At 40.9% G+C, this 23,371-nt stretch carries 20 protein-coding genes; 8 read left to right on the plus strand and 12 right to left on the minus strand.

The annotated features are described in order from the left end of the window. Nucleotides 1-43: 43 nt before the first annotated feature. Nucleotides 44-457 carry a CoA-binding protein gene (locus ABWP91_RS06260; protein ID WP_353242525.1) on the minus strand — a complete coding sequence of 138 codons (414 nt, stop codon included), beginning with the start codon at nucleotides 455-457 and terminating at the stop codon, nucleotides 44-46. 113 nt (nucleotides 458-570) lie between these two features. On the opposite strand from ABWP91_RS06260, the gene ABWP91_RS06265 reads away from it, so the two are divergent. Continuing rightward, the gene (locus ABWP91_RS06265; RefSeq protein WP_353242526.1) at nucleotides 571-1,029 is read left to right on the plus strand and encodes a methylglyoxal synthase; all 459 of its coding nucleotides are present in this window, start codon (nucleotides 571-573) and stop codon (nucleotides 1,027-1,029) included. Between the two features lie 47 nt (nucleotides 1,030-1,076). Here the strand turns inward: ABWP91_RS06265 and helD are convergent, their stop codons facing one another. Continuing rightward, nucleotides 1,077-3,131, minus strand: a complete 2,055-nt coding sequence (helD, locus tag ABWP91_RS06270) for a DNA helicase IV (protein ID WP_353242527.1) — start codon at nucleotides 3,129-3,131, stop codon at nucleotides 1,077-1,079. 122 nt (nucleotides 3,132-3,253) lie between these two features. Here helD and yccS point away from each other — a divergent pair, with 122 nt between their 5' ends. After that, nucleotides 3,254-5,404 carry a YccS family putative transporter gene (yccS, locus tag ABWP91_RS06275; protein WP_353242528.1) on the plus strand — a complete coding sequence of 717 codons (2,151 nt, stop codon included), beginning with the start codon at nucleotides 3,254-3,256 and terminating at the stop codon, nucleotides 5,402-5,404. Nucleotides 5,405-5,517: 113 nt separating this feature from the next. Here the strand turns inward: yccS and ABWP91_RS06280 are convergent, their stop codons facing one another. After that, nucleotides 5,518-6,132: a TfoX/Sxy family DNA transformation protein gene (locus ABWP91_RS06280; RefSeq protein ID WP_353242529.1), complete on the minus strand. Its 615-nt coding sequence runs from the start codon at nucleotides 6,130-6,132 to the stop codon at nucleotides 5,518-5,520. Nucleotides 6,133-6,365: 233 nt separating this feature from the next. Between ABWP91_RS06280 and sulA the strand changes: the two genes are divergently transcribed. Together sulA and ompA are read left to right on the plus strand one after the other, a co-directional pair. Beyond that, a complete protein-coding gene (gene sulA, locus ABWP91_RS06285) occupies nucleotides 6,366-6,887 on the plus strand; it encodes an SOS-induced cell division inhibitor SulA (protein ID WP_353242530.1) in 522 nt (173 codons plus the stop codon). 354 nt (nucleotides 6,888-7,241) lie between these two features. Continuing rightward, complete coding sequence (gene ompA, locus ABWP91_RS06290) at nucleotides 7,242-8,303, plus strand: porin OmpA (protein WP_353242531.1); 1,062 nt, start codon at nucleotides 7,242-7,244, stop codon at nucleotides 8,301-8,303. 192 nt (nucleotides 8,304-8,495) lie between these two features. Here the strand turns inward: ompA and matP are convergent, their stop codons facing one another. After that, nucleotides 8,496-8,954 (minus strand): macrodomain Ter protein MatP, encoded by a 459-nt coding sequence (gene matP / locus ABWP91_RS06295; protein WP_353242532.1) that lies wholly within the window; start codon nucleotides 8,952-8,954, stop codon nucleotides 8,496-8,498. A gap of 172 nt (nucleotides 8,955-9,126) precedes the next feature. Between matP and ABWP91_RS06300 the strand changes: the two genes are divergently transcribed. The 3 genes from ABWP91_RS06300 to fabA all read left to right on the plus strand — a co-directional run bounded on the left by ABWP91_RS06300 (nucleotide 9,127) and on the right by fabA (nucleotide 11,986). Further along, nucleotides 9,127-9,303 (plus strand): GhoT/OrtT family toxin, encoded by a 177-nt coding sequence (locus ABWP91_RS06300; protein ID WP_353242533.1) that lies wholly within the window; start codon nucleotides 9,127-9,129, stop codon nucleotides 9,301-9,303. A 331-nt stretch (nucleotides 9,304-9,634) separates the two neighbouring features. Further along, complete coding sequence (locus ABWP91_RS06305) at nucleotides 9,635-11,371, plus strand: AAA family ATPase (RefSeq protein WP_353242534.1); 1,737 nt, start codon at nucleotides 9,635-9,637, stop codon at nucleotides 11,369-11,371. A 96-nt stretch (nucleotides 11,372-11,467) separates the two neighbouring features. Next, a complete protein-coding gene (fabA, locus tag ABWP91_RS06310) occupies nucleotides 11,468-11,986 on the plus strand; it encodes a bifunctional 3-hydroxydecanoyl-ACP dehydratase/trans-2-decenoyl-ACP isomerase (protein WP_353242535.1) in 519 nt (172 codons plus the stop codon). A 129-nt stretch (nucleotides 11,987-12,115) separates the two neighbouring features. Here the strand turns inward: fabA and rmf are convergent, their stop codons facing one another. The 6 genes from rmf to rlmKL form a co-directional block, all read right to left on the minus strand. Beyond that, nucleotides 12,116-12,286, minus strand: coding sequence for a ribosome modulation factor (gene rmf / locus ABWP91_RS06315; protein WP_004909639.1), 171 nt, complete (start codon nucleotides 12,284-12,286; stop codon nucleotides 12,116-12,118). Nucleotides 12,287-12,647: 361 nt separating this feature from the next. After that, complete coding sequence (gene pqiC, locus ABWP91_RS06320) at nucleotides 12,648-13,202, minus strand: membrane integrity-associated transporter subunit PqiC (RefSeq protein ID WP_353242536.1); 555 nt, start codon at nucleotides 13,200-13,202, stop codon at nucleotides 12,648-12,650. Next, on the minus strand, nucleotides 13,202-14,851 hold the full coding sequence (gene pqiB, locus ABWP91_RS06325) for an intermembrane transport protein PqiB (protein WP_353242537.1): 1,650 nt from the start codon (nucleotides 14,849-14,851) through the stop codon (nucleotides 13,202-13,204). Before pqiB ends, pqiC begins: the two co-directional genes overlap by 1 nt. After that, nucleotides 14,848-16,122 (minus strand): membrane integrity-associated transporter subunit PqiA, encoded by a 1,275-nt coding sequence (gene pqiA / locus ABWP91_RS06330; RefSeq protein ID WP_353242538.1) that lies wholly within the window; start codon nucleotides 16,120-16,122, stop codon nucleotides 14,848-14,850. The genes pqiB and pqiA overlap by 4 nt, the downstream gene beginning before the upstream one ends. A 32-nt stretch (nucleotides 16,123-16,154) precedes the next feature. Beyond that, nucleotides 16,155-18,062, minus strand: a complete 1,908-nt coding sequence (locus tag ABWP91_RS06335; protein WP_353242539.1) for an ABC transporter ATP-binding protein — start codon at nucleotides 18,060-18,062, stop codon at nucleotides 16,155-16,157. Nucleotides 18,063-18,074: 12 nt separating this feature from the next. Then, nucleotides 18,075-20,183 carry a bifunctional 23S rRNA (guanine(2069)-N(7))-methyltransferase RlmK/23S rRNA (guanine(2445)-N(2))-methyltransferase RlmL gene (gene rlmKL / locus ABWP91_RS06340; RefSeq protein WP_353242540.1) on the minus strand — a complete coding sequence of 703 codons (2,109 nt, stop codon included), beginning with the start codon at nucleotides 20,181-20,183 and terminating at the stop codon, nucleotides 18,075-18,077. Nucleotides 20,184-20,281: 98 nt separating this feature from the next. Here rlmKL and ABWP91_RS06345 point away from each other — a divergent pair, with 98 nt between their 5' ends. Further along, complete coding sequence (locus tag ABWP91_RS06345) at nucleotides 20,282-21,397, plus strand: YcbX family protein (protein ID WP_353242541.1); 1,116 nt, start codon at nucleotides 20,282-20,284, stop codon at nucleotides 21,395-21,397. Nucleotides 21,398-21,534: 137 nt separating this feature from the next. On the opposite strand, the gene ABWP91_RS06350 is transcribed toward ABWP91_RS06345, so the two are convergent. Beyond that, complete coding sequence (locus ABWP91_RS06350) at nucleotides 21,535-22,080, minus strand: cell division protein ZapC (RefSeq protein ID WP_353242542.1); 546 nt, start codon at nucleotides 22,078-22,080, stop codon at nucleotides 21,535-21,537. Nucleotides 22,081-22,331: 251 nt separating this feature from the next. Continuing rightward, nucleotides 22,332-23,342: a quinone-dependent dihydroorotate dehydrogenase gene (gene pyrD, locus ABWP91_RS06355; protein ID WP_353242543.1), complete on the minus strand. Its 1,011-nt coding sequence runs from the start codon at nucleotides 23,340-23,342 to the stop codon at nucleotides 22,332-22,334. Nucleotides 23,343-23,371: the final 29 nt, after the last annotated feature.

A 23,371-nucleotide genomic window follows, 5' to 3' on the forward strand; every position in this document is an offset into this window, starting at 1 on the left:
CAGCAAATTAGCTGCTTTACTTTTTAGCGGCTGGCTAAAATCATTACTTCTCAAGCCCTAAAGCTGGGATTTCTTGCTTTGGGCAGCGGTCCATCACAAATTTCAATCCCGCTTCTAACGCAATTTTTTGTGCTTCTTCACTAATCACACCTTTTTGCAGCCATAAAACTTTCACTTTGCCGGCAACCGCCTCTTTCGCGATACCAACAGCAGCTTCAGCATTACGAAATACATCCACCATATCTATTGGTTCATTGATATCACTTAGCTTTTCATATACCAACTGACCTAATAGCGTTTGCCCTGCTAATTTTGGGCTCACAGGAATAACCTTGTAGCCTTGATGTAACAGGTATTCCATGACCTCATAGCTGGGTCTATTCACTTTTTCGCTCGCACCGACTAATGCGATGGTTTTCACGCTTTTTAAAATTTCAGCAATTTCTTGATCTTTCATCAAAATATCTCCCAAAACCAGTAAACTATTCATTGGCATTATGATATATCTGGTACATCTTTGCCCAATCAATTTTAACGATATTTAAAGTTCATCTGACTTAAGGGAAAACCATGGAATCCACAACCCGTATTATAGGTGCCTCAAAAAATATTGCTTTGGTTGCCCATGACCACTGTAAGCCGTCTTTGCTGTCTTGGTCTACAAAAAATACGCAGCGCCTACAAGCCCATAAATTGTATGCGACAGGGACAACGGGGAATTTGATTAACCAGCACACTGGTTTGCCCGTCACGAGTATGCTGAGTGGACCAATGGGGGGAGACCAACAAATTGGTGCCATGATTGCAGAGCAAAAAATCGATCTTTTGATTTTCTTTTGGGATCCACTCAATGCAGTCCCTCATGACCCCGATGTTAAAGCCTTGCTACGTTTAGCAACCGTGTGGAACATTCCTGTCGCCACAAACCCAGCAACCGCAGATTTTCTCATCACCTCACCATTTTTTGATGAGGCAATCGATATTGTTATTCCTGATTATCAAAGCTACTTAACTAAACGTACCAACTAATACATCAATGACCCTGTGTCTCACACTTTCGATACAGGGTCATATCATTACGGTTTTTTCTGTCTCGGAACACCAAACTGTCTAAGCTCCTCAACAAACTCTGATGGATTTTCAGGGTTATAAAGTAGCCAAGCTTGCTGCTTTGCACGTGTTATCGCAACGTACAACAACCGCCTTTCTTCTGCATGTTCAAATGATTCAGGTTGTGGCAATAAAGCCTGTTCAATAATTGACTCTCTCGCTGGTGCTGGAAAGCCGTCTTTTCCGCCATTTAGCCCACAAATAATCACGTGATCAGCTTGTTGCCCCTTAGATGCATGGATAGTCATAAACTGAATATTTAGTTTTGGCCAACGTGTTTGCGCTTTATTTAAAATCTCAGGCTTTAAATAATGGTAACGAGCTAGTACCAGTATCGTTTCATTATCAAGTACATACCCACTCATTTTATCAAACAAACGTTCTAATGCGTCTTCATACAAAAGAACAACTGATTTTTTATTACCTTTTACTAAACTATTTAAAGGCTTATCGAGCTGAATAGGGTTTTGCAAAATAAACTGGTTAGCAATATCGCCAATACGTTCATTAAACCGATACGTGGTGTCCAGAGCACAAAGCTCCCCTTCACCAAAGTTATGCTCAAACGATGTCGTTAAATCTAATTCAGCACCACTGAAACGATAAATAGCTTGCCAATCATCACCTACCGCAAACAGCGTCGTTTGCTTATTTTGTTGGCGCAAAGCATGCAATAGTTTAGCTCTTAACGGCGAAATATCTTGAAATTCATCGACTAAAATATGCTTCCATGGACTAATAAATCGCCCTTTTTCAAGGATATTAACCGCTTGATGAATAAGACCTGAGAAATCAACTGCCCCCGCCTCTTTTAACGCACTCTTCCATGCTTTTAACAATGGAGCCATTAGCTTGATACGCTTTTGAAATAACTCGCGCACCTCTTCTGGCGCATTATCTACCATATCTTTTTGGCTTCCGCCATGCATACGCATTAAACTTAGCCAACGTTCTAACCGCGCAACCACTCTCTGCGTAATTTTATCATTTTGCCAGAACTCACCATCCGGAATTTCCCACGCAAGCTCTTCGCTCAGCCACTCTCGCCAACCTTTAGCTTGAGCCTTTTTACTCGCACACTGTTCACGCCATTCTTTTAACAGTAACGTTTGGCGTTTTTTTGAATCCGTTTCTAGCTCACTGACTACAGGGGATTTTTTGCTACCTTCTCGAATGATGTGTAGCGCTAAGGCATGGAAGGTTTTCGCTTGAATATCGTTTTGTTGCAAACGTACCTGAATACGTTCATTCATTTCATCGGCAGCTTTACGGCCAAATGCTAACAATAAAATTTGCTCAGGTTGCGCAAGTCCCCGTAGAACTAACCACCCTGCACGAGCGACTAAAACAGAGGTTTTACCGCTTCCTGCCCCCGCAAGCACTAGTACGTTATCCTCACCATTAATAACGGATAAAGACTGTGAATGATTGAGTGGCGTTGATTCCACTTGCTGAAAGAAATCGTGGTAACGAATCAAAACAGATTCACACCATTTTTCATTGATTTTCTTACGACACTGTTGGCTATGGTTCAGCCACTCTAAACATAATTGATACTGTGCCGAACAATTTTCGAACTGTGAAATTCGAACAAGAGGTAATGGCAATGACGAAAACTGCTGCTTAATATTGTCTTTAATCGCAGTCAATTGGCGTAGACTCAACCAGGTATCTTGCTGTGAGATTTGCTCAATTTTATTGGCCAACTGAGTGAGAACCTCTGCACTCACCTGGCTCATGTCATCACTCCATTGCTGCCATTTTTCATTTAAATAGTGAAAAAATCGCTGAGTTTGCTTCCATTCAGTACCATGCAAACGGATCACTTGCTCGTTTACAATTTCAAACTCTAACTCCCCCCAAACAATACCCCGCTTACAACGAAGGTCGATAAGTTCATTAAAAGGGATAAGATATTGGTGATTTTCACCGCTAACTTCAATACCTGCGTTGAGTAAGCGAACCCGATTGTAGGGATGCTGAGCCAGACGCTGTCCAATCTGTGTTGATTTCAGTTCCATACGTCCTGCACCTGAGAATATCAATGACTAAAATACGTTGGCTTGATTCCAAACGGTTTTTTATTCTGGGTAAACACGCTATCCTATAAGGAATAGGGATTTTCTTACCTTTGAGGTACTTTGTGCTAACACTGCTTACCAGTTATAGTCGTGTGCTATATAACAGCCATATTCTATATTATATCCGAATCTTTATAGCCCTGACAGGCACAACCTTATTACCATGGATTTTAGGCCAAGACCCAAAGGTCACTATTCCATTAACATTAGGCGTGGTCGCCGCAGCTTTAACTGACTTAGATGATAGGCTAACTGGTAGAATAAAAAATCTAATTATTACCCTTTTTTGCTTTTTTGTTGCCTCAGTTTCCATTGAGCTTTTATTTCCTTACCCTTTATTTTTCTTTTTTGGACTGGCCTTTTCTACCTGCGGTTTTATTCTTTTAGGTGCGTTAGGGCAGCGTTACGCTACCATTGCATTCGGTGCATTGTTAATTGCGATTTATACCATGTTAGGCGTTCCCATTTTCGATACATGGTACCAACAACCCGCCCTTCTCCTTACAGGGGCAATTTGGTATAACCTTTTAACCTTAATTGGCCATATTTTATTCCCTGTGCGGCCACTGCAAGATGTCATTGCGCAATGTTACCAACAGTTATCGGCTTATTTAGATGCCAAAGCCAGTTTATTTGACCCCGACCTCGAAGATGATTATCAGCAATCTATTTATGATTTAGCGATAGTAAACAGCAGCTTAGTTAATACGATGAATCAAACAAAAATTGCATTACTTAGTCGATTAAAAGGCGACCGAGGGCAAAAAGGGACGCGTAATACTTTACATTACTATTTTGTCGCTCAAGATATTCATGAGCGAGCCAGCTCATCCCATATTCAATATCAACAGCTTAGCCGTACACTTCGTCATCATGATATTTTATTTCGCTTTCAACGCTTATTAACGATGCAAGCCCGCGCTTGCCAACAAGTTTCTCAATCTGTGTTATGGCGCAAACCATACCAACATAACCCACGCTTCGAACGTACTTTTACTTACCTTGAGAATTCCTTGCAACTCCTCAAGGAACAATCGCCTACACTCCATGAAATCAAAGCGTTGCATAATTTATTGAAGAACTTAAAAGGTATCGATGTTCAACTGAAAGGTTTAAGCCTTGAACAAAGCTCATGGCAGCAAAATAATAAGCAAATTGAGCAATTATCGGATGAATCGCTTTCAGGTTTTGGCGACATTATTTCACGCGTCAAACACCATTTAACACCAAAATCCTCTTTATTTCGTCATGCTGTACGGATGTCAATTTTGCTTTGTACAGGCTATGCAATTATTCAATTGTTTGATATGGAAAGAGGCTATTGGATTTTACTCACCAGCTTGTTTGTCTGCCAACCTAACTACAACGCTACTAAACGGCGTTTGGCATTGCGTATCGTCGGGACGATTGTGGGTATTCTCATCGGCTTACCCCTCCTTAACCTAATCCCTTCAATAGAAGGCCAGCTCACTCTCATCGTAATTTCAGGTTTATTGTTCTTCATGTTCCGTAGTAGCCAATACGCGCAAGCCACTCTTTTTATTACCTTATTAGTTTTATTCTGCTTTAACTTACTGGGTGAAGGATTTGATGTGGCGCTCCCGCGTATTATCGATACCTTAATTGGTTGTTTTATCGCATTACTTGCAGTGAGTTTTATTTGGCCTGATTGGAAATTCCGTCAACTACCTCAAGTAGTGCAAAAAACCATGGATAGTAATTGCCGATATCTAGATGCGATTTTATTACAGTACTACCAAGGAAAAGATAACGGCTTAGAATATCGAATCGCGCGACGTGAAGCGCACAATAATGATGCCGAGTTTGCTTCTATTGTTTCCAATATGGCATCAGACCCTAAATCCTATCGAATAACGCAAGAGCAAGCCTTTCGTTTATTATGTTTAAATCATACCCTACTAAGCTATATTTCAGCTCTTGGCGCTCATCGCGAGCAAATACAAAATGAAGAAAATTTAGCCTTATTAAATGATGCAATTTGTTATGTCGAGTCTTCCCTGCAAATTACTACGCTAGACCCACATATTGTTGATGAAAAATCAGAAAAATTGCGTGATAGCCTGTTACACCGTATAGATAATATTTCAGCAAGTGATGATGAAAAAACGGTGTTAATTATGGAACAAACCAAACTATTGCTTGAACTTATTCCTGAAATCAAACAAATGATCCGCCAAATTAGTTCGTCATAAAACATACTGATGAGCGGGTATTAGATTATAAAACAAGCTATTAATACCCGCTTCATTTTCAATTTTATGCTGCTCAACACATTAACTTAGCCAATGCCTTGCTTGCTGCATTATCAAACCGCTGTTAATTCAAAGTTGTTATGCCACGCAATGAGCTCTTGTTTGATTATCTTCGGTAATACTGCACTGTGACATCCTTCTATTGCCGCAGCTAAACCAATCAATAACTTAATGCTCGGCTTATGCCTTCCGTGTTGTTTTAACTTCATAAAACACGCTTTAGCGCCCACCATTCGTAGATCGTCAGCATGTAAGATACCAATTTTCCCCAACGCTCTTTCAACGGACATATTCATGTTTGGCAAGTCTTTTATTCTGCGCGTGATAACCTGCTTTTGTTGCTGTTCCTCAACAGCAGAACGATAGGCAATCTCGATCAATTGAAGAAGTACCTTTTCCTCACGCCACATTTGTTCTGACAGTTGGTAATAACGCATTTCCAAAGGGATACCTTTTTTAGTGTAAACTAGCCTATCAAGCCCCGAGGCCTCAAAATGGCTTCTCGCCAGTAAACATCCCCTAAGATAAAAATGCCCATCGAGTAATAACCCGACAATTACGCCATTAACTAATAAGCAGTGCCCGCCAAAGTGATTTTTTCGTTTAAGCTCACCCAACTGGCCTAATAAACGGTACAAATAAAAAATTTTTTCTTCCGATAACAGCATTTACCTTAACTCCTTTTTGGGTCTGATTAATTTTCATCCTTGAGAGAATTAATTTTATTATTTCTTTCATTACAATCAATTACGCATGACCAATTCTGAGAGTTTCAATAAAAAATGCCAAGCAGAATGCATAGAAAAACACCAAAGTTGCGAAGCGCTTTGAAAAAATAGCCTTGATATTGGATGGATATACAGTTACTGTATGTTCATACAGCATTGTAACGAGGTGAATTATGAGCATCTATTCTTGGAATAACACAACAGAACATTCTCTTAATAATTACGCACAATCTTTCCAAACTGCGGAGCCAACTAATGGCTCAATGCAGCAAGGCATGGTGAGTGAACTTGTTTATGATGAAAAACATCCTATTATGGATTTCATCTTGTTACCGATGCTTCGTCAGTTTGGTGTTCAATCACGCTGGTTATTGTGGTTAAGCCCAAATAAAAAACTCAGTAAGCACTGGTTAGAGCAAGCCGGTATTCCTACACATAAAGTTATGCAGTTAAACCACATGGCCCCAATAACGACTATTGATGCCATGGAAAAAGCACTAAAAAGTGGTAATTACAGTGTCGTTTTAGGGTGGCTACCTGAATTAAATGAACAAGATTTTGTTCGCTTACAAGACGCGGCACAAGAAGGTCATTCTATCGGTTTTATTATGCGCCCACAAAAAGCCTATAATATGGTGAGTATGCAATCAGGACAGCTAAACAATCTAAAAATTCATTCAACTCACTATCACTAGCCAAGATTAAGAATTTTCTTACTAAATTTAACCTTTAGAAATATTTATCCCTAAAGTGAAATGAAAAGTATTGAAGATCAATCAGATAGATAAAAAATAATCATAATAAGAAATATACATATCTCTCTGATTTATACACTAAAAAAATACTTTTTTTAACGTTTATTGCTCACTCTACTTGTATCTTTTTAAGTTCGTTGTAGACTTTAGCTTGTTAAGCTTATGGCATTATTTTTTACTTTTATTAATTTTTTGTAGATAATGTCCGCGAAACCTAGCAAGTAAATTGAACCAATGGCAAATAATAAGGCTCATTGAAGCCAAGCCAATATTGGATGATAACGAGGCGTAAAAATGAAAAAAACAGCTATCGCAGTAGCAGTGGCAGTAGCCGCTTTTGCAACCGTTGCTCAAGCAGCTCCAAAAGATAACACTTGGTATACAGGTGCTAAATTAGGTTGGTCTCATTACGAAGACACTAAATTCACTCCTAACGGTGGCCCATCAGTAGGTAGTTCTACTGAGCGTGATACTTTAGGTGCAGGTGCATTTGCTGGTTACCAATACAACCAGTACATGGGCTTCGAATTAGGTTACGACTGGTTTGGTAAAATGAAATACAAAGGCGCTGACAAAGGCGACTTAACCTCTATGGGTGTTTCATTAACAACTAAATTAAGCTATCCAATCATGGATGACTTAGACGTTTATACTCGTCTGGGTGGTATGGTTTACCGTACAGAAGCTAAAGCTAACCAACGTAACTACAAAGAAACTGACACTGGCGTTGCTCCTGTATACGCATTGGGTCTTGAGTATGCAATCACTCCAGAGTGGGCTACTCGTTTAGACTACCAATGGGTTAGCAACTTAGGTGATAAAGACAACATCGGTACTCGTCCAGACAACGGCATGCTGAGTGTTGGTGTTGCTTACCGTTTCGGTCAAGAAACTGCTCCAGTAGTTGCTCCAGCTCCAGTTGTTGAGCCAGCAGCTCCAGTTGTTGAAAACAAACGTTTCACACTGCGTTCAGACGTTCTGTTTAACTTCAACAAAGCAACTCTGAAACCAGAAGGTCAGCAAGCACTGAACGAACTGTACAGCGAACTGAGCAGCATCGACCCAACTCAAGGTCGCGTACTGGTTGTTGGCTTCACAGACCGTATCGGTTCACAAAACTACAATCTGCCACTGTCACAAAAACGTGCTCAGTCAGTTGTTGATTACTTAGTATCTAAAGGCGTTCCAGCATCTGCAATCGCAGCTGAAGGTCGCGGTAAAGAAGATCCAGTAACTGGCAACAAATGTGACGCTGTTAAAGGCCGTGCTGCTCTGATCGAGTGCTTAGCGCCAGACCGTCGCGTTGAAATCGAAATTCAAGGTACAACTGAAGTTGTTACTCAACCAGGTGCTTAATTCTTAGCCCTAGTTTGAATTTTGAACTAAATACAAAAAACCCCAATTTCGATTGGGGTTTTTTTTAATCAAAAATGCATACTTTTTTAGTCCTACCCGATATCTATTCTGCTGAACAGTTATGCAGTTCCATTTTTTATTAACTCATCAGCGAAGATCCCTAACGATCTCCCCTCTACACATTACTCACCATTACTTTTTTGTTGTGCCAAGTATTGCCTGAAGATCCTGCTTTAGTGTACTCATTTGGTTTTCATATTTATCTTTATGCTCTGCATCTTCGATCAACTGGATGATTGTTTCTGACAATGTTTTATTCCGCTTTACCGCTAAATTTGATAAACGCTGCCAAACAGAAAAATTCAAATCTATTGATTTTTTTCGTGTATGCGGATGCTCTGCATTAAAATGGCGTTTACGTCTAGCTCGAATACTCTGCTTCATCCGATTATCAAGGTCAGGATTCATATGAAGTGAAATCCACTTGAGCACTTCACTCGGTCTATTTTCCGTTTTTAACAGCAATTCGATCGCTTCTTTTTCTGCGCTTCTTTCAATATAACGGGTAATAGCCTCTCCAGCTCGCGCTTTATTAACGAGATACTCCCATTTCCAGCCACATTCAAGATTTTCAAGCTGCTGATATTTCATAATTTTTCCTGAAGAAAACCGAACCTATCTTTATATTAGCAATATTATAAACAAAATGCTCAAGCAGAAATTCGATTTAGTTAAATAATCATTTTTTCGGTAAAGAAAATAACCGTTCCTTCTCTAAATAGTGTAGAATTCGCATCCACCTGTTAACAAATTCCTAATCAGCATGTCCACTTTTGAAAACATACTCGTCATCTATGGGGTTGGCGGTCTATGTGCGATGTTATTCACCCTATTTGTCACGAAAGATCCAAGCTGTATTATGCGTCTACTTAGCGCTCTATTAATTGGCTTCACTTGGCCAATAACACTTCCTGTTGTGCTCATGTTTTCGTTATTCTAATCGATATTTCAACAATTATTGCTGCAAGATTGCCTATCAAAGGCTAATATAACAATCTTGCCCACTGGGTAATTTACTGGCTTGAAAATCGTTTATAAAACAAACAACACGAATGGTCAATTGACCAAATAAACACAATCAAGTACATGCGCCCAGCAATACTCTAAATAATTCGAGTTGCATGTAGGCGACAAGCGAAGATAGTCCGATGAGCATACTTGAGTATGTAATTCGGCTATCTAAACGCAGTCAACACCCATGCAACTTGAAGTATAACGAGTATAATTAGCAGGCATTTCATTTATAACCCTATTAATAGCAGATAATCATAGTGATCAGTCAAGAACTAACATGGGAAGGCCTAATTCCTAATTTATCGTCATTTCAGACGTATTTTGTCTCTTCAGAATCTCTGAGTCCCGCTCCATTTTCCGACACTCAACCACGGTTGTTTGATGGAATACAGCGTTTCGTTAAGGAGTTAGCGCATACCCGCTTTATGTTTATCAAGTCTGATGAAACTGAGGAATATCTTTGCGCTTATGCAAATGAAATTAACTCATTACTAGAAAATACATCAGTCATTGATGGAGATTATCAATTATCTGAAGATAAACATCTCTTCCAGTGGAAAGATGGCATCAAAAGCCGTTTTTCAACTCAGCATCCTATCGCTTATCGCCATTGGATAGAACCAGAGCAATTATTTGGTTATGTCACTCCATCATTACAACTCGTACCGGGCCTAATTCATCAAGTTAATGGTGGCGTGCTTGTCATCGCTGCAAATGCACTAATTAGCCAACCACTCATGTGGAACCGTCTTAAAAACATGGTTAATCGACGCCAATTAGAATGGTTGCCCTACTCTGAAAATCAGCCACTGCCTATTGGTATAGAATCTCAACCTCTTGAACTTAAAGTCGTGATTGTTGGGGATAGGCTCGCATTAGAAGAACTTGAATATAGTGCGCCAGAGATCTTCGATAGTGCTATTTATGGTGAATATGAGCCGATTATGTTCTTCGAAGATAAAGAACAATTGTCACTATGGATGGGTTATATAAAATCTATTATCGAAATAAATGCACTACCTAATATCGCCGCAGATGGGTGGGTTCCATTTATTCATCAAGCAACACGTTACTGTGAAGATAAATTCAATCTACCGCTGGATACCCCTTGGTTAACTCGCAGCTTGATGGATGCTTCCCATTACGCTATCGACGGGTTGCTTACGTTAGAATCTTTTACCAAAGCAATTGAAAACCGTTTATGGCGACATAGTTTTCTGGCTGAACGAACACAAGATGATATTTTACAAGAACAAATCTTCGTTAAAACCGAAGGCGAAGTTATTGGCCAAATCAATGGATTGTCTGTCTTACAGTATCCCGGTCACCCTGAAGCGATTGGTGAACCATCACGCATTACTTGCGTCGCTCACTTGGGTGATGGTGAGTTTACGGATGTTGAACGTAAAGCAGAGCTCGGCGGTAATATTCATGCCAAAGGTATGATGATTATGCAAGCCTACTTAAACTATGAATTGAAACTGGAGCAACCACAGCCATTCTCAGCCTCAATTGTTTTTGAACAATCATATGGTGAGGTTGATGGTGATAGTGCTTCCCTCGCTGAGCTCTGTGCGTTAATCAGCGCCTTAGCATTACAACCTATTGATCAGCAAATCGCAGTGACAGGTGCTGTTGACCAGTTTGGCTATGTACAACCAATCGGTGGCGTTAATGAAAAAATAGAAGGTTTCTTCGATATTTGTGAAAAACGCGGCTTAACGGGTGAGCAAGGTGTGATTATCCCTATGGCTAACGTGCGCCATTTATGTACCAAAGCAGAAGTCGTTGACGCAGTAAAAGCAGGTCAATTCCATATTTGGCCTGTCGAACATGTTGCTCAAGCCATTACATTATTAACGAAACAACCTTACTTTGAACAGCAAGTGGAAGAAGATAATGTACACTTGTTAGCTTTAATTCAAGAACGTATTAACCAAGCGAACTCCCCTGATAAAGCCAGACTTCCTTGGTTCTTGAAGTGGATGAGTTAAGTAAAGATTGCGTAAAAAATAGCAGATCGGAGTTGTTCAGCGTACAAGTGTAAGCTATCCTGTACCCCTACACATAATAAAGGCTATCTGAAGAACATGGTTGATAAACGCGAGTCCTACACAAAAGATGATTTAATTGCTTCTGGAAAAGGCGAGTTATTTGGGGAAAATGGTCCTCCACTGCCATCAGGAAACATGTTGATGATGGATCGCATCGTCAAAATGACTGAAGATGGTGGCACCTTTGGTAAAGGTTATGTCGAAGCTGAGCTCGATATTAACCCTGACCTTTGGTTCTTTGGCTGTCATTTTACGAATGACCCAGTTATGCCAGGCTGTTTAGGCCTTGATGCTATGTGGCAGTTAGTTGGTTTTTACCTTGGCTGGCTAGGTGGCGAAGGCAAAGGCCGTGCTTTAGGTGTGGGTGAAGTTAAATTCACAGGCCAAGTTCTGCCAACAGCGAAAAAAGTCACCTACCGTATCAGTTTTAAACGCGTGATTAACCGCAAACTGATCATGGGCTTAGCGGATGGCGAAGTGTTAGTTGACGGTAAATCAATTTATACCGCAACAGACTTAAAAGTAGGCTTATTCAAAGATACCAGCGCTTTCTAAGTTACTGAAATGCAAACCTCCGCAATCGCGGAGGTTCTTAAATTGATTGACACCTTTAATTTAAAAACCCGCAAATGGTTCAAAAAGACAGGCAGGTTATTTAACCTAAAGGATCAGATAATAGTGGGATTAAACAACGGCTACGGTTCGATCCTCCATCGCTTTACGCCAACCACCTAGCCAGTGCGAACGAGCATCTACAGCCTGATACGGACACAACTCTTTAGAGCGCCCTGCTAAACCTGCCTGATAACCTCTTGATAAAGCTCTTTCTAAACGGTCTCGCTTCTGTCTTTTCATGCCTTACTTCCCTCATCATTTAAATGGAAAAGAAAACAGCACCTACTATTTCTTAATAGGTACACTATAGAAATAACGCCCACCGAACAGAAAATCAAGTAAAGATTTTCATATATTTGTCATATTTAGCATAAGTGTGACTTGTATAGCCCATTTATGCCAACCATTTGAATTTATTAAATTTTAAAAATATCTCTTTAATAATCATCATTTTAGAACAACTAAAATCGACTATTTTTAAGCCTACACGAAAAGGGGGTTTAAAAAGAATTTCTTATGACTAAAAAAATGCACCTTAGATAATGGTAATAATTACGCATACCTAAAGTGCACTTAGAAAACTAATTTAAACAATGATTAATTAGTGTTTATTAATTTCGTCGGCAATCCCTTTAGCAACTTGTTGCCAACCCATTGACAATGTACGGACTAATTCAGGGTATCCATCTTCTTGCTGATCCAGTTGGACATCAAAATTACGACGGATCACATTTTTATCCTGTGAATACGTCCAAAATCCCTGAATAAGCACTTTTCCATCATAACGGCCATTAAAAGCCGTGAGAGTGATATCCAAGGTATCAGGTGAATTTTGTAAAGGTTGCAACGAAACTAACTTTTCAGGCAACGCTGCGGATAATTCACTCACCATTGACTGCCCAAGCTGTTGCTCCAGTGGACTTGCCCATAAATGTGTGCTCGCATTGGTATAGCTCACGTCGGTCGTTTGGTAGGTGATACCGTTAGACGTCAATACATCCGATAACATGATACGCTGCAACCATACTTGGCCTTTATCCATCACCGCCGCAGATTGCGTTTTAGAAGCGTTTATTGGCAATTGATAATACATTTTTTCAGGTGTACTGCTACACGCGGCCAACAACAAAACAAATATCGATATCAGATATCTCATTATTTTTTAACTCCTTTCGGCTGTACATCCTTGGTCGGTTCGGCTTCAAAAACTAATGCATTGCTCTTATTATTTAACGTTCTTAACAACGGCTGAACTTCTCTCAAGACTTGGTCTAAACGCTGCATATTATCCACCATCTTATTATAAGCAGGTGAACCCGGCTGGAAGCCTTGCATTGCACGGTTCATTTCTTGTAATGTTTTTTGCAAGTCATGCGGTAAGTTTTGGAACTCTTTACTTGCCATGACTTTATTCAGCTCAACAAGCATCGCATTGGCTTCTTTAACTACTTTTTGCCCTTCAGCCAACGTTTGTGTGGTTTGGTTCAACATAGGCTCAATTGGCATATTGTTGATTTTATCCAGCACAGCGATAACTTTTTGCTGAATCTGCGCTAAACCACCGCTGGTTGTTGGGATAATTTTATACCCTGCAACCACTGTTGGGCCTTTATATGGCTCAGCATTTGGTACGAAGTCTAAATCAACGAATAATGCACCCGTCAATAAGTTACCCGATTTCAATGATGCTCTAAGCCCATCTTGCATCGCTAATTTTAACTCATTTTTTAAATTAAAATTCACGCCGACATCTTTAGAGAAACGCTCAGGTTCGATATGAATAAGGACTGGAATTCTAAAGTCATTATCCAGTGATTGGTCTAAACCAGCGGTATAGAACGGAACTTGTGCCACCGTCCCTAAACGGATACCACGGAATTCAACTGGAGCCCCTGGCTGTAAGCCACGCACGGAGTCAGAGAAAAAGAGCACAAAGTCTTGGTACTGGGTATACAATGAATTTTGAATGCTGCTTTGGTTATCAAACAGTTGGAATTCTGTATTTTCCTTAACGCTGCTTCCCGGTACCCATCCCTCAGGGACATCAAAGCTCACGCCACCCGTCAACAATGTGGCAATAGACCCCATTTCAACGTGCACACCTTGGGATGACATATCAAAGGCGATGCCGCTGTCTTTCCAGAACCGTACGTTTGAACTGATCAGCTTATCGTAAGGCGCATTGATAAACAGCTGGTAACGCATATCGCGTTTATCCATATCAAAGCTGCTAGTTTCGACAGAACCTACACGATAACCGCGAAAGAGCACGGGGTCACCTGGATTAAGCTGCCCTGCTTTATCACTGGCTAAAATAACACGGATCCCCTTGGCATCAGGGGAAGCTAAAGGCGGTGTATCTAACAAGGTAAATTCAAAATGTTCCTTTGCCGCAAGCCCCGGCTGAAGTTCAATATAAGCCCCTGAAAGTAATGTTCCTAACCCCGTTACACCATCACGCCCTATTGCTGGTTTAACAATCCAAAATGCCGAGTCAGTACGAAGTAACTCTTTCATTTCATTATTTAAACGGGCTTTTATGATAACGCGGCTAAAATTGTCATCTAACGTGACACTTTCCACAACGCCGATATCGACACTGCGGCTTTTAATTTTGGTTTTTCCGGCTTCGATTCCTTCCGCGTTGTAAGTGATCAACGTCACTTCTGGGCCTTGGTTACTAAAGTGGTAAAATAAGACCCATGCACCAAGTAAAATGGTGACGATTGGGATCACCCATACAGGTGACCAGCTTTTTAGCTTACTGACTTTGGCATTAGCCTGTGGTGTTTCTTGTGAGGTCACCCGATGGCTCCTTCTTGTTCAGCAGTATTCACTGCATTTTTCGCATCACAACGATCCCAAGTCAATCGAGGGTCAAATGTCATCGCCGCAAACATCGTTAAAATCACGACAACACCAAAGAAAATAATCCCCACCGCAGGAACGATGCTCATTAACTGCCCCATTTGGACTAAAGAGGCCAAAATCGTAATCACAAATACGTCAATCATTGACCAACGACCAACATACTCCACCAGCTCATAAATAAAATGCATACGATGTGGATCGCGGTTGCCATAACCTTGTGAATCAAGGCATAACCAAGCAATACCAATCATTTTTAACGTAGGAACCATGATACTGGCAATAAAAATAACCATAGCAACGGGGTATGAACCATCCCCCCATAACAAAATAACCCCATCAATAATGGTGGAGTTTAAACCGCTTCCGAGTGTATTAGTCGTCATCATCGGCAATACATTCGCAGGAATATATAACATAATCGATGTTACGAGCAGCGCCATTGTCCATTGTAAACTTTGGTGCTTACGCACGCTGCCACGAGAATGGCAGCGTGGGCATTTAGATTGCTCAGCCGGCAAAATCGCGGTACAGACCAAACATAAACGTATATTTTGGCTAATACCTGTTTGGCCGACTTTTAACGAGTGTGCTAATTTTGGGGCCGCTTCAATACGATTCCATAACCAGTGCCTATCTAAGCATTGGAATGCCCTCACCTGTAACATGCAAAATACACAGTAAGGCAAAAAGCTTAGGCCAATGCCAATATCGCCATAGGCTATCAACTTGACGAAACTGACTAAAACACCCGCTAAGAAGATCTCCGCCATACACCAGGCTTTCATTTGGAATAAAATCCGTGTGATCACCACTTTAATTCCTTTAGGAATATGAACTTGCAACCCTAAAAGGATAATGGTGACCATACAAAAGGCTGGTATGATTAAGGAGAAAAACAAGAAAAATAGCGCCAAACCGCTATAACGCGTTGAGGCAATAATCTCGATAATTTGAAAAAGCGAAATTTCGTTTTCAATACCCGCCGCGCTCATTTTCACAAAAGGAAATAAGCACGCGATGAATAGCATGATCAACGCACTAAACGCATAGGCAGCGGGCTGCTTATACGGATATCGCCACTTTGAAACTAACGTGGTCTCACAGCGCGGGCAAGTTGCTTTACTACCTTGTTCCAATTCTGGAACCGCAACCAGCATATCGCACTGAGGACAAAGCACATGTTCATGAAACTCATGGGTACACAAAGAGTATTCGCTCCTCTAGTCTATCAATTTACTCAGCCGTTTTTGAGCAGCTCAAGCTCTTGCCAGCGGTCAAACGCATGTTCCAGTTCAGTTTCTTTTGCTGATAACTGGCTCAGTGTTTGCTCAGTGACATCGTGAGGTTGATTGAAAAAATCGGCATCGCCAACTTTAGCTTGTAGCACTTCAATTTCTGTTTCCAGTTGCTCAAGCTTCGCCGGCAGCTGTTCCAACTCACGCAATAAATTATAACTGAGTTTGTTTGGTCGCTTTGCCGCTTCTTTTGGTTTTACCGTTTTTTCTTGCGCTGACACTTTACTCGTTTGTTTGGCTTCCAAACTCACGGTTTGTGCTCTTTGCTTTTGCGCATCAAAATAACCGCCTACAAAACGGTTGATCACACCATTACCTTCAAAGATCCAGCATTCTGTTACGCTGTTATCGACGAATTCACGGTCATGGCTCACCAGCAGAACGGTTCCTTGATAACCATCCACTAACTCCTCAAGTAATTCTAATGTTTCGACATCAAGGTCGTTGGTCGGTTCATCGAGGATCAGTAAGTTACTTGGTTTTAGGAATAATCGAGCTAATAATAATCTATTACGCTCACCGCCAGATAAGGCTCTGACAGGTGTCATTGCACGTTTTGGTGGGAACATAAAGTCTTGCAAGTAGCCTAATACATGGCGTGGCTTGCCATTGACCATCACTTCTTGCTTACCTTCCGCTAGGTTGTCCATAACAGTTTTATCTGGGTCTAATGCCGCGCGGTGCTGGTCAAAGTAAGCCACTTCAAGTTTTGTACCGCAGTGCACACGCCCGCTATCCGCTTGTAAATCACCCAGCATTAAACGTAACAGTGTGGTTTTACCGCAACCATTCGGCCCAACTAATGCAATTTTATCGCCACGCATCACCTGCGCAGAAAAATCGTTTACCAGCACTTTATTATCGATTTGGTAATTAACGTTTTCCATTTCAAAAACAATTTTACCGGAGCGAGCCGCTTCACCCACTTGCATTTTCGCTGTTCCCATCACTTCGCGGCGCTCTGAACGCTCAACACGCAGCGCTTTTAGAGCACGAACACGCCCTTCGTTACGGGTACGACGCGCTTTGATGCCTTGGCGGATCCACGCTTCTTCTTGTGCCAGTTTTTTATCGAATTCCGCATTTTGCATTTCTTCAACGCGCAGTGCTTCTTCTTTACTGATTAAATAATCATCGTATGTACCCGGCCACGAGGCGAGTTGCCCACGGTCTAAATCAATAATACGGGTTGCCATGTTACGAATAAATGAACGGTCATGAGAAATAAACACAATGCTGCCTTGGAAATCTTTAAGGAAGTTTTCCAACCACAAAATGGTTTCGATATCTAAGTGGTTCGTTGGCTCATCTAAGAATAAAACACGCGGGTTGCTCACTAACGCACGCCCCAGCGCCGCTTTACGTAACCACCCCCCAGAAAGGGAAGAAAGCTCCGCATCCGCAGGTAAGCCCAATTTTTTCAGCACATCGCTGATACGGGAGTCCAATAACCATAAATTACGGTTATCAAGCACTTCTTGTAATTCAGCCATTTTATTTAAGTTTTTCTCGCTCGGATCTTCTTCCACCACTTTAGCAATATGGTGGTAATCCTTCAGATATTGAGCTTGCTCCGCAACACCTTCTGCAACGAAATCAAAAATAGTGCCTTCCACATTACGCGGTGGATCTTGCTGCAAACGTGCAACGACTAAATCCTGCTCGTAAACCAGTTGGCCATCATCTAAAGGTTGTTCTTTCGTCAGCACACGCATCAGGGTTGATTTACCCGCACCGTTTCGGCCGACCAAGCAGACGCGCTCGTTATCTTCAATATGAATTTCTGTATTATCAAGTAGTGGCGCATCACTGAACGAAAGGTATGCACCCGATAAATTAATTAAAGCCATTGATTCTATCCTTTACTCTGCGTGGCGAATTAACCAGCAGTTATGAATTTGACGATTACGTGCAAAATCTTCAGAAAGCGTTTTCGCAGTGATTTCTTGTGCTTGTAGTCCTAACTCCGCGATTGCTTCCATATCCATTTTGAAACCGCGTTTGTTATTCGAGAACATCACGGTTCCGCCGCGGCGTAATAGTCGTTTTAAATGTGTAATCAATTGCACATGGTCACGTTGCACATCAAACGTACCATCCATGCGTTTTGAATTTGAGAATGTTGGCGGATCAATAAAGATCAGGTCAAATTGTTCATCACTATTTGCTAACCAACCTAAACAATCTGCTTGAATTAAGCGATGTTGACGCCCCGTTAACCCATTCGCTTGTAAGTTTTTCTCTGCCCATTCAAGGTAAGTACGGGACATATCTACGGATGTCGTGCTTTTCGCACCGCCTAAACCTGCATGTACCGTTGCCGTCCCTGTATAACAGAATAAGTTTAAGAAATCAGCACCTTTACTCATCTCCCCTAACATACGACGCGCAATACGGTGGTCTAAAAACAGCCCTGTATCGAGGTAGTCAGTTAGGTTAACCAGCATTTTGGCATTGTATTCTTGCACTAAGAAGAAATCGTCTTTTTGTGCCAGTTTTTCGTATTGCTGTTTACCTTTTTGGCGTTGACGTGTTTTTAACACCAATTGATTTGATGACAGCTCTAACACATTCATTGTCGCTGTGATCACGTCGAATAAACGCTGGCGTGCTTTACGCTCATCCACAGTTTTTGGTGGCGCGTATTCTTGGATAACGACTTTGTCACCATAAATATCGACCGCAACATTATATTCTGGTAAGTCAGCATCGTAGACACGATAGCTTTCAATCCCCTGTTGTTTTGCCCACTTGGTTAATTTTTTCAAATTCTTACGTAAACGGTTAGCAAAGTCAGGGGAGATTTCTGCAACCATTTCAGAAGGCGTAGCCGCTAATTGGTAATTTTTCTGTACGCAATCTAATGGGCCGTTTTTTGCTTTGAACTCGCGCTCTGAACGTAATTGCAAACAGCTTAATAATTCAGGTGAAGCACTGAAAATCGATAAACGCCAGCCAGGGAAACGCGCTTTCACGACGCGGCCTAATTGGCTGTGTAACGCAATTAACGCCGGTTCACTTTCTAAACGTTCACCATATGGCGGGTTACTGATAATCGTTCCCACTGCTTCTGTTTTAACCGGGTTTTCTAACGCAGCCGCATCACCTTGGTTAAAGGTAATGACATCTTGAAGGCCTGCACGACGCGCATTTGCTCGCGCCATTTCCAGCACCCGTTTATCAATATCAAAGCCATAAAAACGTGAAGTGTTCTCTTTTAAACCTTGGCGGAAACGCACTTGTGCTTCCGTGGTTAGCTCACGCCATAATTCGGCATTAAATTTCGACCATGCATAAAAGCCCCAATGGTTACGATGTAAACCCGGTGCTTTGTCTGTTGCCATCATGGCGGCTTCGATTAATAACGTCCCCGAACCGCACATTGGGTCAACTAATGGCGTGCCTTGCTGCCAACCTGAACGGTTAATAATCGCAGCCGCTAACGTTTCTTTTAATGGCGCTTGCCCAGCTAAATCACGGTAGCCACGAATGTGCAGCGAAGCACCACTTAAATCTAACGCTACGCTGGCTTTTTCTTTATTTAAGTACACATTAATGCGAATGTCTGCCTGTTGACGTGCAACATCAGGGCGTTGATCTAACTTGCGAACAAAGCTATCGACGATGGCATCTTTCACTTTTAAGGCGCCATATTGGCTGTTACGAATTTCTTCGTTAGTCCCTGTAAAATGTACCACGAACGTATCATTCACCGAGAAAATTTCAGACCAGTCAATTGCCTGTACACCAAGGTATAAATCTAAGTCGCTGTAGACATCAAAATCATTCAATGGCAATAAAATACGCGATGCCAGCCGACTCCACAGTAAGCTTTGATACATGACCCGTTCATCGGCCTGAAAATAGACGCCCCCTTGGGTCACTTTACACTGGCTAGCACCGAGTGCTTCCAGTTCCGTTTTCAGTAGTTCTTCTAGGCCGCGAGCTGTGCTGGCAAACAGAAAATTCATAGTATTTATTACCGATTTCGATGAAAAATTGTTGCGCATTATAGCTAATCTTATGCAGTTGTCATAAAGTTGCTGCGCACAATTATAAGGATTAAAAAATGATCACGCTTTCGCGCCTTTATATACACCCAGTAAAATCCATGAGAGGGGTGCGTTTATCTCATGCCTTCGCTGATATAAGCGGTTTGACTTTTGATCGTAATTTTATGATAACCACGCTGGAAGGTAAATTTATTACGGCGAGAAAATACCCGCAAATGTTACTGTTTACACCGGTGATGCTCAATAATGGACTCCACCTTCGAGCACCCAATGGTGAAAGTGCGACAGTATTGTATCAGGACTTTGATGAGAAGCAGAGCCCTACTGAAGTTTGGGGCAATCATTTTCACGCGCTCATTGCACCGGAAACAATAAATAGCTGGTTAAGTACCTTTTTTGATGAGCCAGTTCAATTACGTTGGCTAAGTCCACAGCTTTCCCGCCGCGTTAAAGAATATCAAGATGTGCCGATGTCATTTGCTGATGGCTACCCTTTTCTATTAATTAATGAAGCGTCAGTTCAAGAACTGCAACGCCGTTGCCCTGCCAGTATTAAGCTCGAGCAATTTCGTGGCAACTTAATTATTACGGGTGCAAAACCGTTTGAAGAGGACACGTGGAAAACCATTCAAATTGGTGATGTTATCTTTACTTTAGACCGCCCTTGCAGCCGCTGCATTCTCACAACTGTTAGCCCAGAAAAAGGCATTAAGCACCCTAATAGTGAGCCATTAGCGACATTACAAACGTTCCGCTCAGATGAAAAAGGCGATGTCGATTTCGGGCAAAATGTCATTATTCAAAATACAGGCGTCATTCGCGTTGGCGATACATTAACGGTATTAGAAACGAAGACCGCCAAACAATATTTGATTCAAGAAAGAGAGAGTGACCTTTCTACACAGGGTACACAATCTCAAATTAACAAACTCAGCTTAGTTTTCGACGAAACCGAATATGAGGGCGATAACCAAAATGTGATCCTTGAGCAACTTGAATCCCATGGTTTAAATATTCCCTATTCTTGTCGAGCAGGTATTTGTGGTCGGTGTAAAATTAAATTAGTCTCTGGTGAAGTGACACCATTAAAACAGAGTGCAATTAGGGAAAATGGTTATATATTAGCCTGTAGTTGTATCCCTAAAACAGCATTGAAATTAGCATTTAAGTAAAATTTAATTTTAGAATATTTAACACCATCATCTATTATAATTTATGATGGTGTTAACATTCAGCCGACCAAATTAATAATCATATTGAGAAAGGTAATTTTATTTATTCGTTTTTTGATGTGATCAGTAATGATCAATCAAATCACATTTCCATATAACTGTCGTTTGGCTCTAGATGAATATTCAAGCATACGATCATTCATGATCTTAATTGGATCACAAAATCTTAAAACACGATCAGGTAATTCCAACATCGGCTCTGCTAATAAACATAAACTTGCACTAGAACCCGCTTCCGCAATAATAAATGTGGAATAATGGTGGCTATTTTCTAAACACACTTGAATAATTTGCCCTTGCTTTGGCGTATTAATCACGTGAAATGACGAAAAATACCAACTTTTTGGCATCTGTGGTTTTAGAAAACGATAAGCAACAAGACTATTAAGCACTAATTCAGCACGTTCTTCTTGTGTAATATTTAATCGTTTAGCTTGCTCATCAAACAAATAAAATTCCCCAGCATCCTCAATACTAAATGGCATTTCATTACGAGCAAATACCGTCAGCATTTTAGCTGGAAAACATGAACGAAATATCATGCCGTTGGCGAGATCTAACATCACCCTGTCATGGTCATGATCAAAATACCAACGCCAATGATCATCAGGTTTAATATCCATAAACGGATCCTTTAGCGATTTACCGGTAAATATATATAAGAACGATCATCAATACGATCTTTCCTAAATTTACTCTACAGCTAACTTTTATACGTTAAATAATTCGCCTTGCAGACAACCAGATAATGTTATTACCAAATAACACATTCGCTGAAGATTGAAATAAAATTGATATAAAAATAGCCACTATTAGCAATATAGTTTAAAAGGGGGCATAAAGAAACCCCCTTGTTAAGTAAATTTACAATTTACTAGATATGATTGACAATATCTTTAATTAATCTTGGTCCATGATAAATAAAACCAGAATAAATTTGAATTAATGAAGCACCCGCTTCCATTTTTTCACGTGCTGCGGTTAATGAATCAATTCCACCCACACCAATAATCGGAAGTTTGCCATTTAATTCACGGGAAATAAGTTTAATCACTTCGGTACTTTTTAATTGAACAGGACGCCCGCTTAATCCGCCCATTTCGTTACAATGATTCAACCCTTGGACAAGAGAGCGGTCTAACGTGGTATTAGTTGCAATAACACCATCAATATTATGCCTAACTAAGCTATCTGTAACTTGAATAATTTCTTCTTCAGATAAATCAGGTGCCACTTTAACAGCAACAGGAACATATTTATTGTGTAACGATTGCAGCTCTAATTGCTTTGCTTTTATACCACTTAATAAATCATCGAGCGCTTCGCCGTATTGTAATGAACGCAAACCCGGTGTATTTGGTGATGAAATATTAATGGCAATATAACCTGCATGCGCATATACCTTATCCATGCAAATAAGATAATCATCTTTGCCTTGCTCGACAGGCGTATCTTTATTTTTGCCAATATTAATACCAATGATCCCGCCATAATTGGATTTTTTGACATTCTCAACAAGGTTATCAACACCCTTATTATTAAACCCCATGCGGTTAATGATCCCTTCCGCTTCAACTAAGCGGAAAAGTCTTGGCTTATCATTTCCTGATTGGGGACGAGGTGTCACAGTACCAATTTCTACAAAACCAAAGCCCATTGCGCCAAATGCATCAATACATTCACCATCTTTATCCAAACCCGCGGCAAGCCCAAGTGGATTTTTAAACGAAAGCCCCATACATTGGGTTGGTTTGGTCGCTACAGATTGACGGATCAGACATTGAAAAGGAGAATGGTTTAAACGTTGAAGCTGGCGAAAAGTCATTTCATGCGCTTTTTCGGGGTCGAACTGGAATAGTGCCTTGCGGGCAAGGTGATATAACATATCCAATAACCTATATTCTGCTAGTGCGT

The organism is Providencia sp. (assembly GCF_040396775.1).
In the GTDB taxonomy this organism is placed as follows: Bacteria; Pseudomonadota; Gammaproteobacteria; order Enterobacterales; family Enterobacteriaceae; genus Providencia.

Excerpts from the sequence above, each read along its gene's own strand:
- ABWP91_RS06260 (WP_353242525.1), bottom strand. The coding sequence starts at position 457 with ATGAAAGATCAAGAAATTGCTGAAATTTTAAAAAGCGTGAAAACCATC.
- ABWP91_RS06265 (WP_353242526.1), top strand. The coding sequence starts at position 571 with ATGGAATCCACAACCCGTATTATAGGTGCCTCAAAAAATATTGCTTTG.
- helD (WP_353242527.1), bottom strand. The coding sequence starts at position 3,131 with ATGGAACTGAAATCAACACAGATTGGACAGCGTCTGGCTCAGCATCCC.
- ABWP91_RS06280 (WP_353242529.1), bottom strand. The coding sequence starts at position 6,132 with ATGCTGTTATCGGAAGAAAAAATTTTTTATTTGTACCGTTTATTAGGC.
- sulA (WP_353242530.1), top strand. The coding sequence starts at position 6,366 with ATGAGCATCTATTCTTGGAATAACACAACAGAACATTCTCTTAATAAT.
- ompA (WP_353242531.1), top strand. The coding sequence starts at position 7,242 with ATGAAAAAAACAGCTATCGCAGTAGCAGTGGCAGTAGCCGCTTTTGCA.
- matP (WP_353242532.1), bottom strand. The coding sequence starts at position 8,954 with ATGAAATATCAGCAGCTTGAAAATCTTGAATGTGGCTGGAAATGGGAG.
- ABWP91_RS06300 (WP_353242533.1), top strand. The coding sequence starts at position 9,127 with ATGTCCACTTTTGAAAACATACTCGTCATCTATGGGGTTGGCGGTCTA.
- fabA (WP_353242535.1), top strand. The coding sequence starts at position 11,468 with ATGGTTGATAAACGCGAGTCCTACACAAAAGATGATTTAATTGCTTCT.
- rmf (WP_004909639.1), bottom strand. The coding sequence starts at position 12,286 with ATGAAAAGACAGAAGCGAGACCGTTTAGAAAGAGCTTTATCAAGAGGT.
- pqiC (WP_353242536.1), bottom strand. The coding sequence starts at position 13,202 with ATGAGATATCTGATATCGATATTTGTTTTGTTGTTGGCCGCGTGTAGC.
- ABWP91_RS06335 (WP_353242539.1), bottom strand. The coding sequence starts at position 18,062 with ATGGCTTTAATTAATTTATCGGGTGCATACCTTTCGTTCAGTGATGCG.
- rlmKL (WP_353242540.1), bottom strand. The coding sequence starts at position 20,183 with ATGAATTTTCTGTTTGCCAGCACAGCTCGCGGCCTAGAAGAACTACTG.
- ABWP91_RS06345 (WP_353242541.1), top strand. The coding sequence starts at position 20,282 with ATGATCACGCTTTCGCGCCTTTATATACACCCAGTAAAATCCATGAGA.
- ABWP91_RS06350 (WP_353242542.1), bottom strand. The coding sequence starts at position 22,080 with ATGGATATTAAACCTGATGATCATTGGCGTTGGTATTTTGATCATGAC.
- pyrD (WP_353242543.1), bottom strand. The coding sequence starts at position 23,342 with ATGTTATATCACCTTGCCCGCAAGGCACTATTCCAGTTCGACCCCGAA.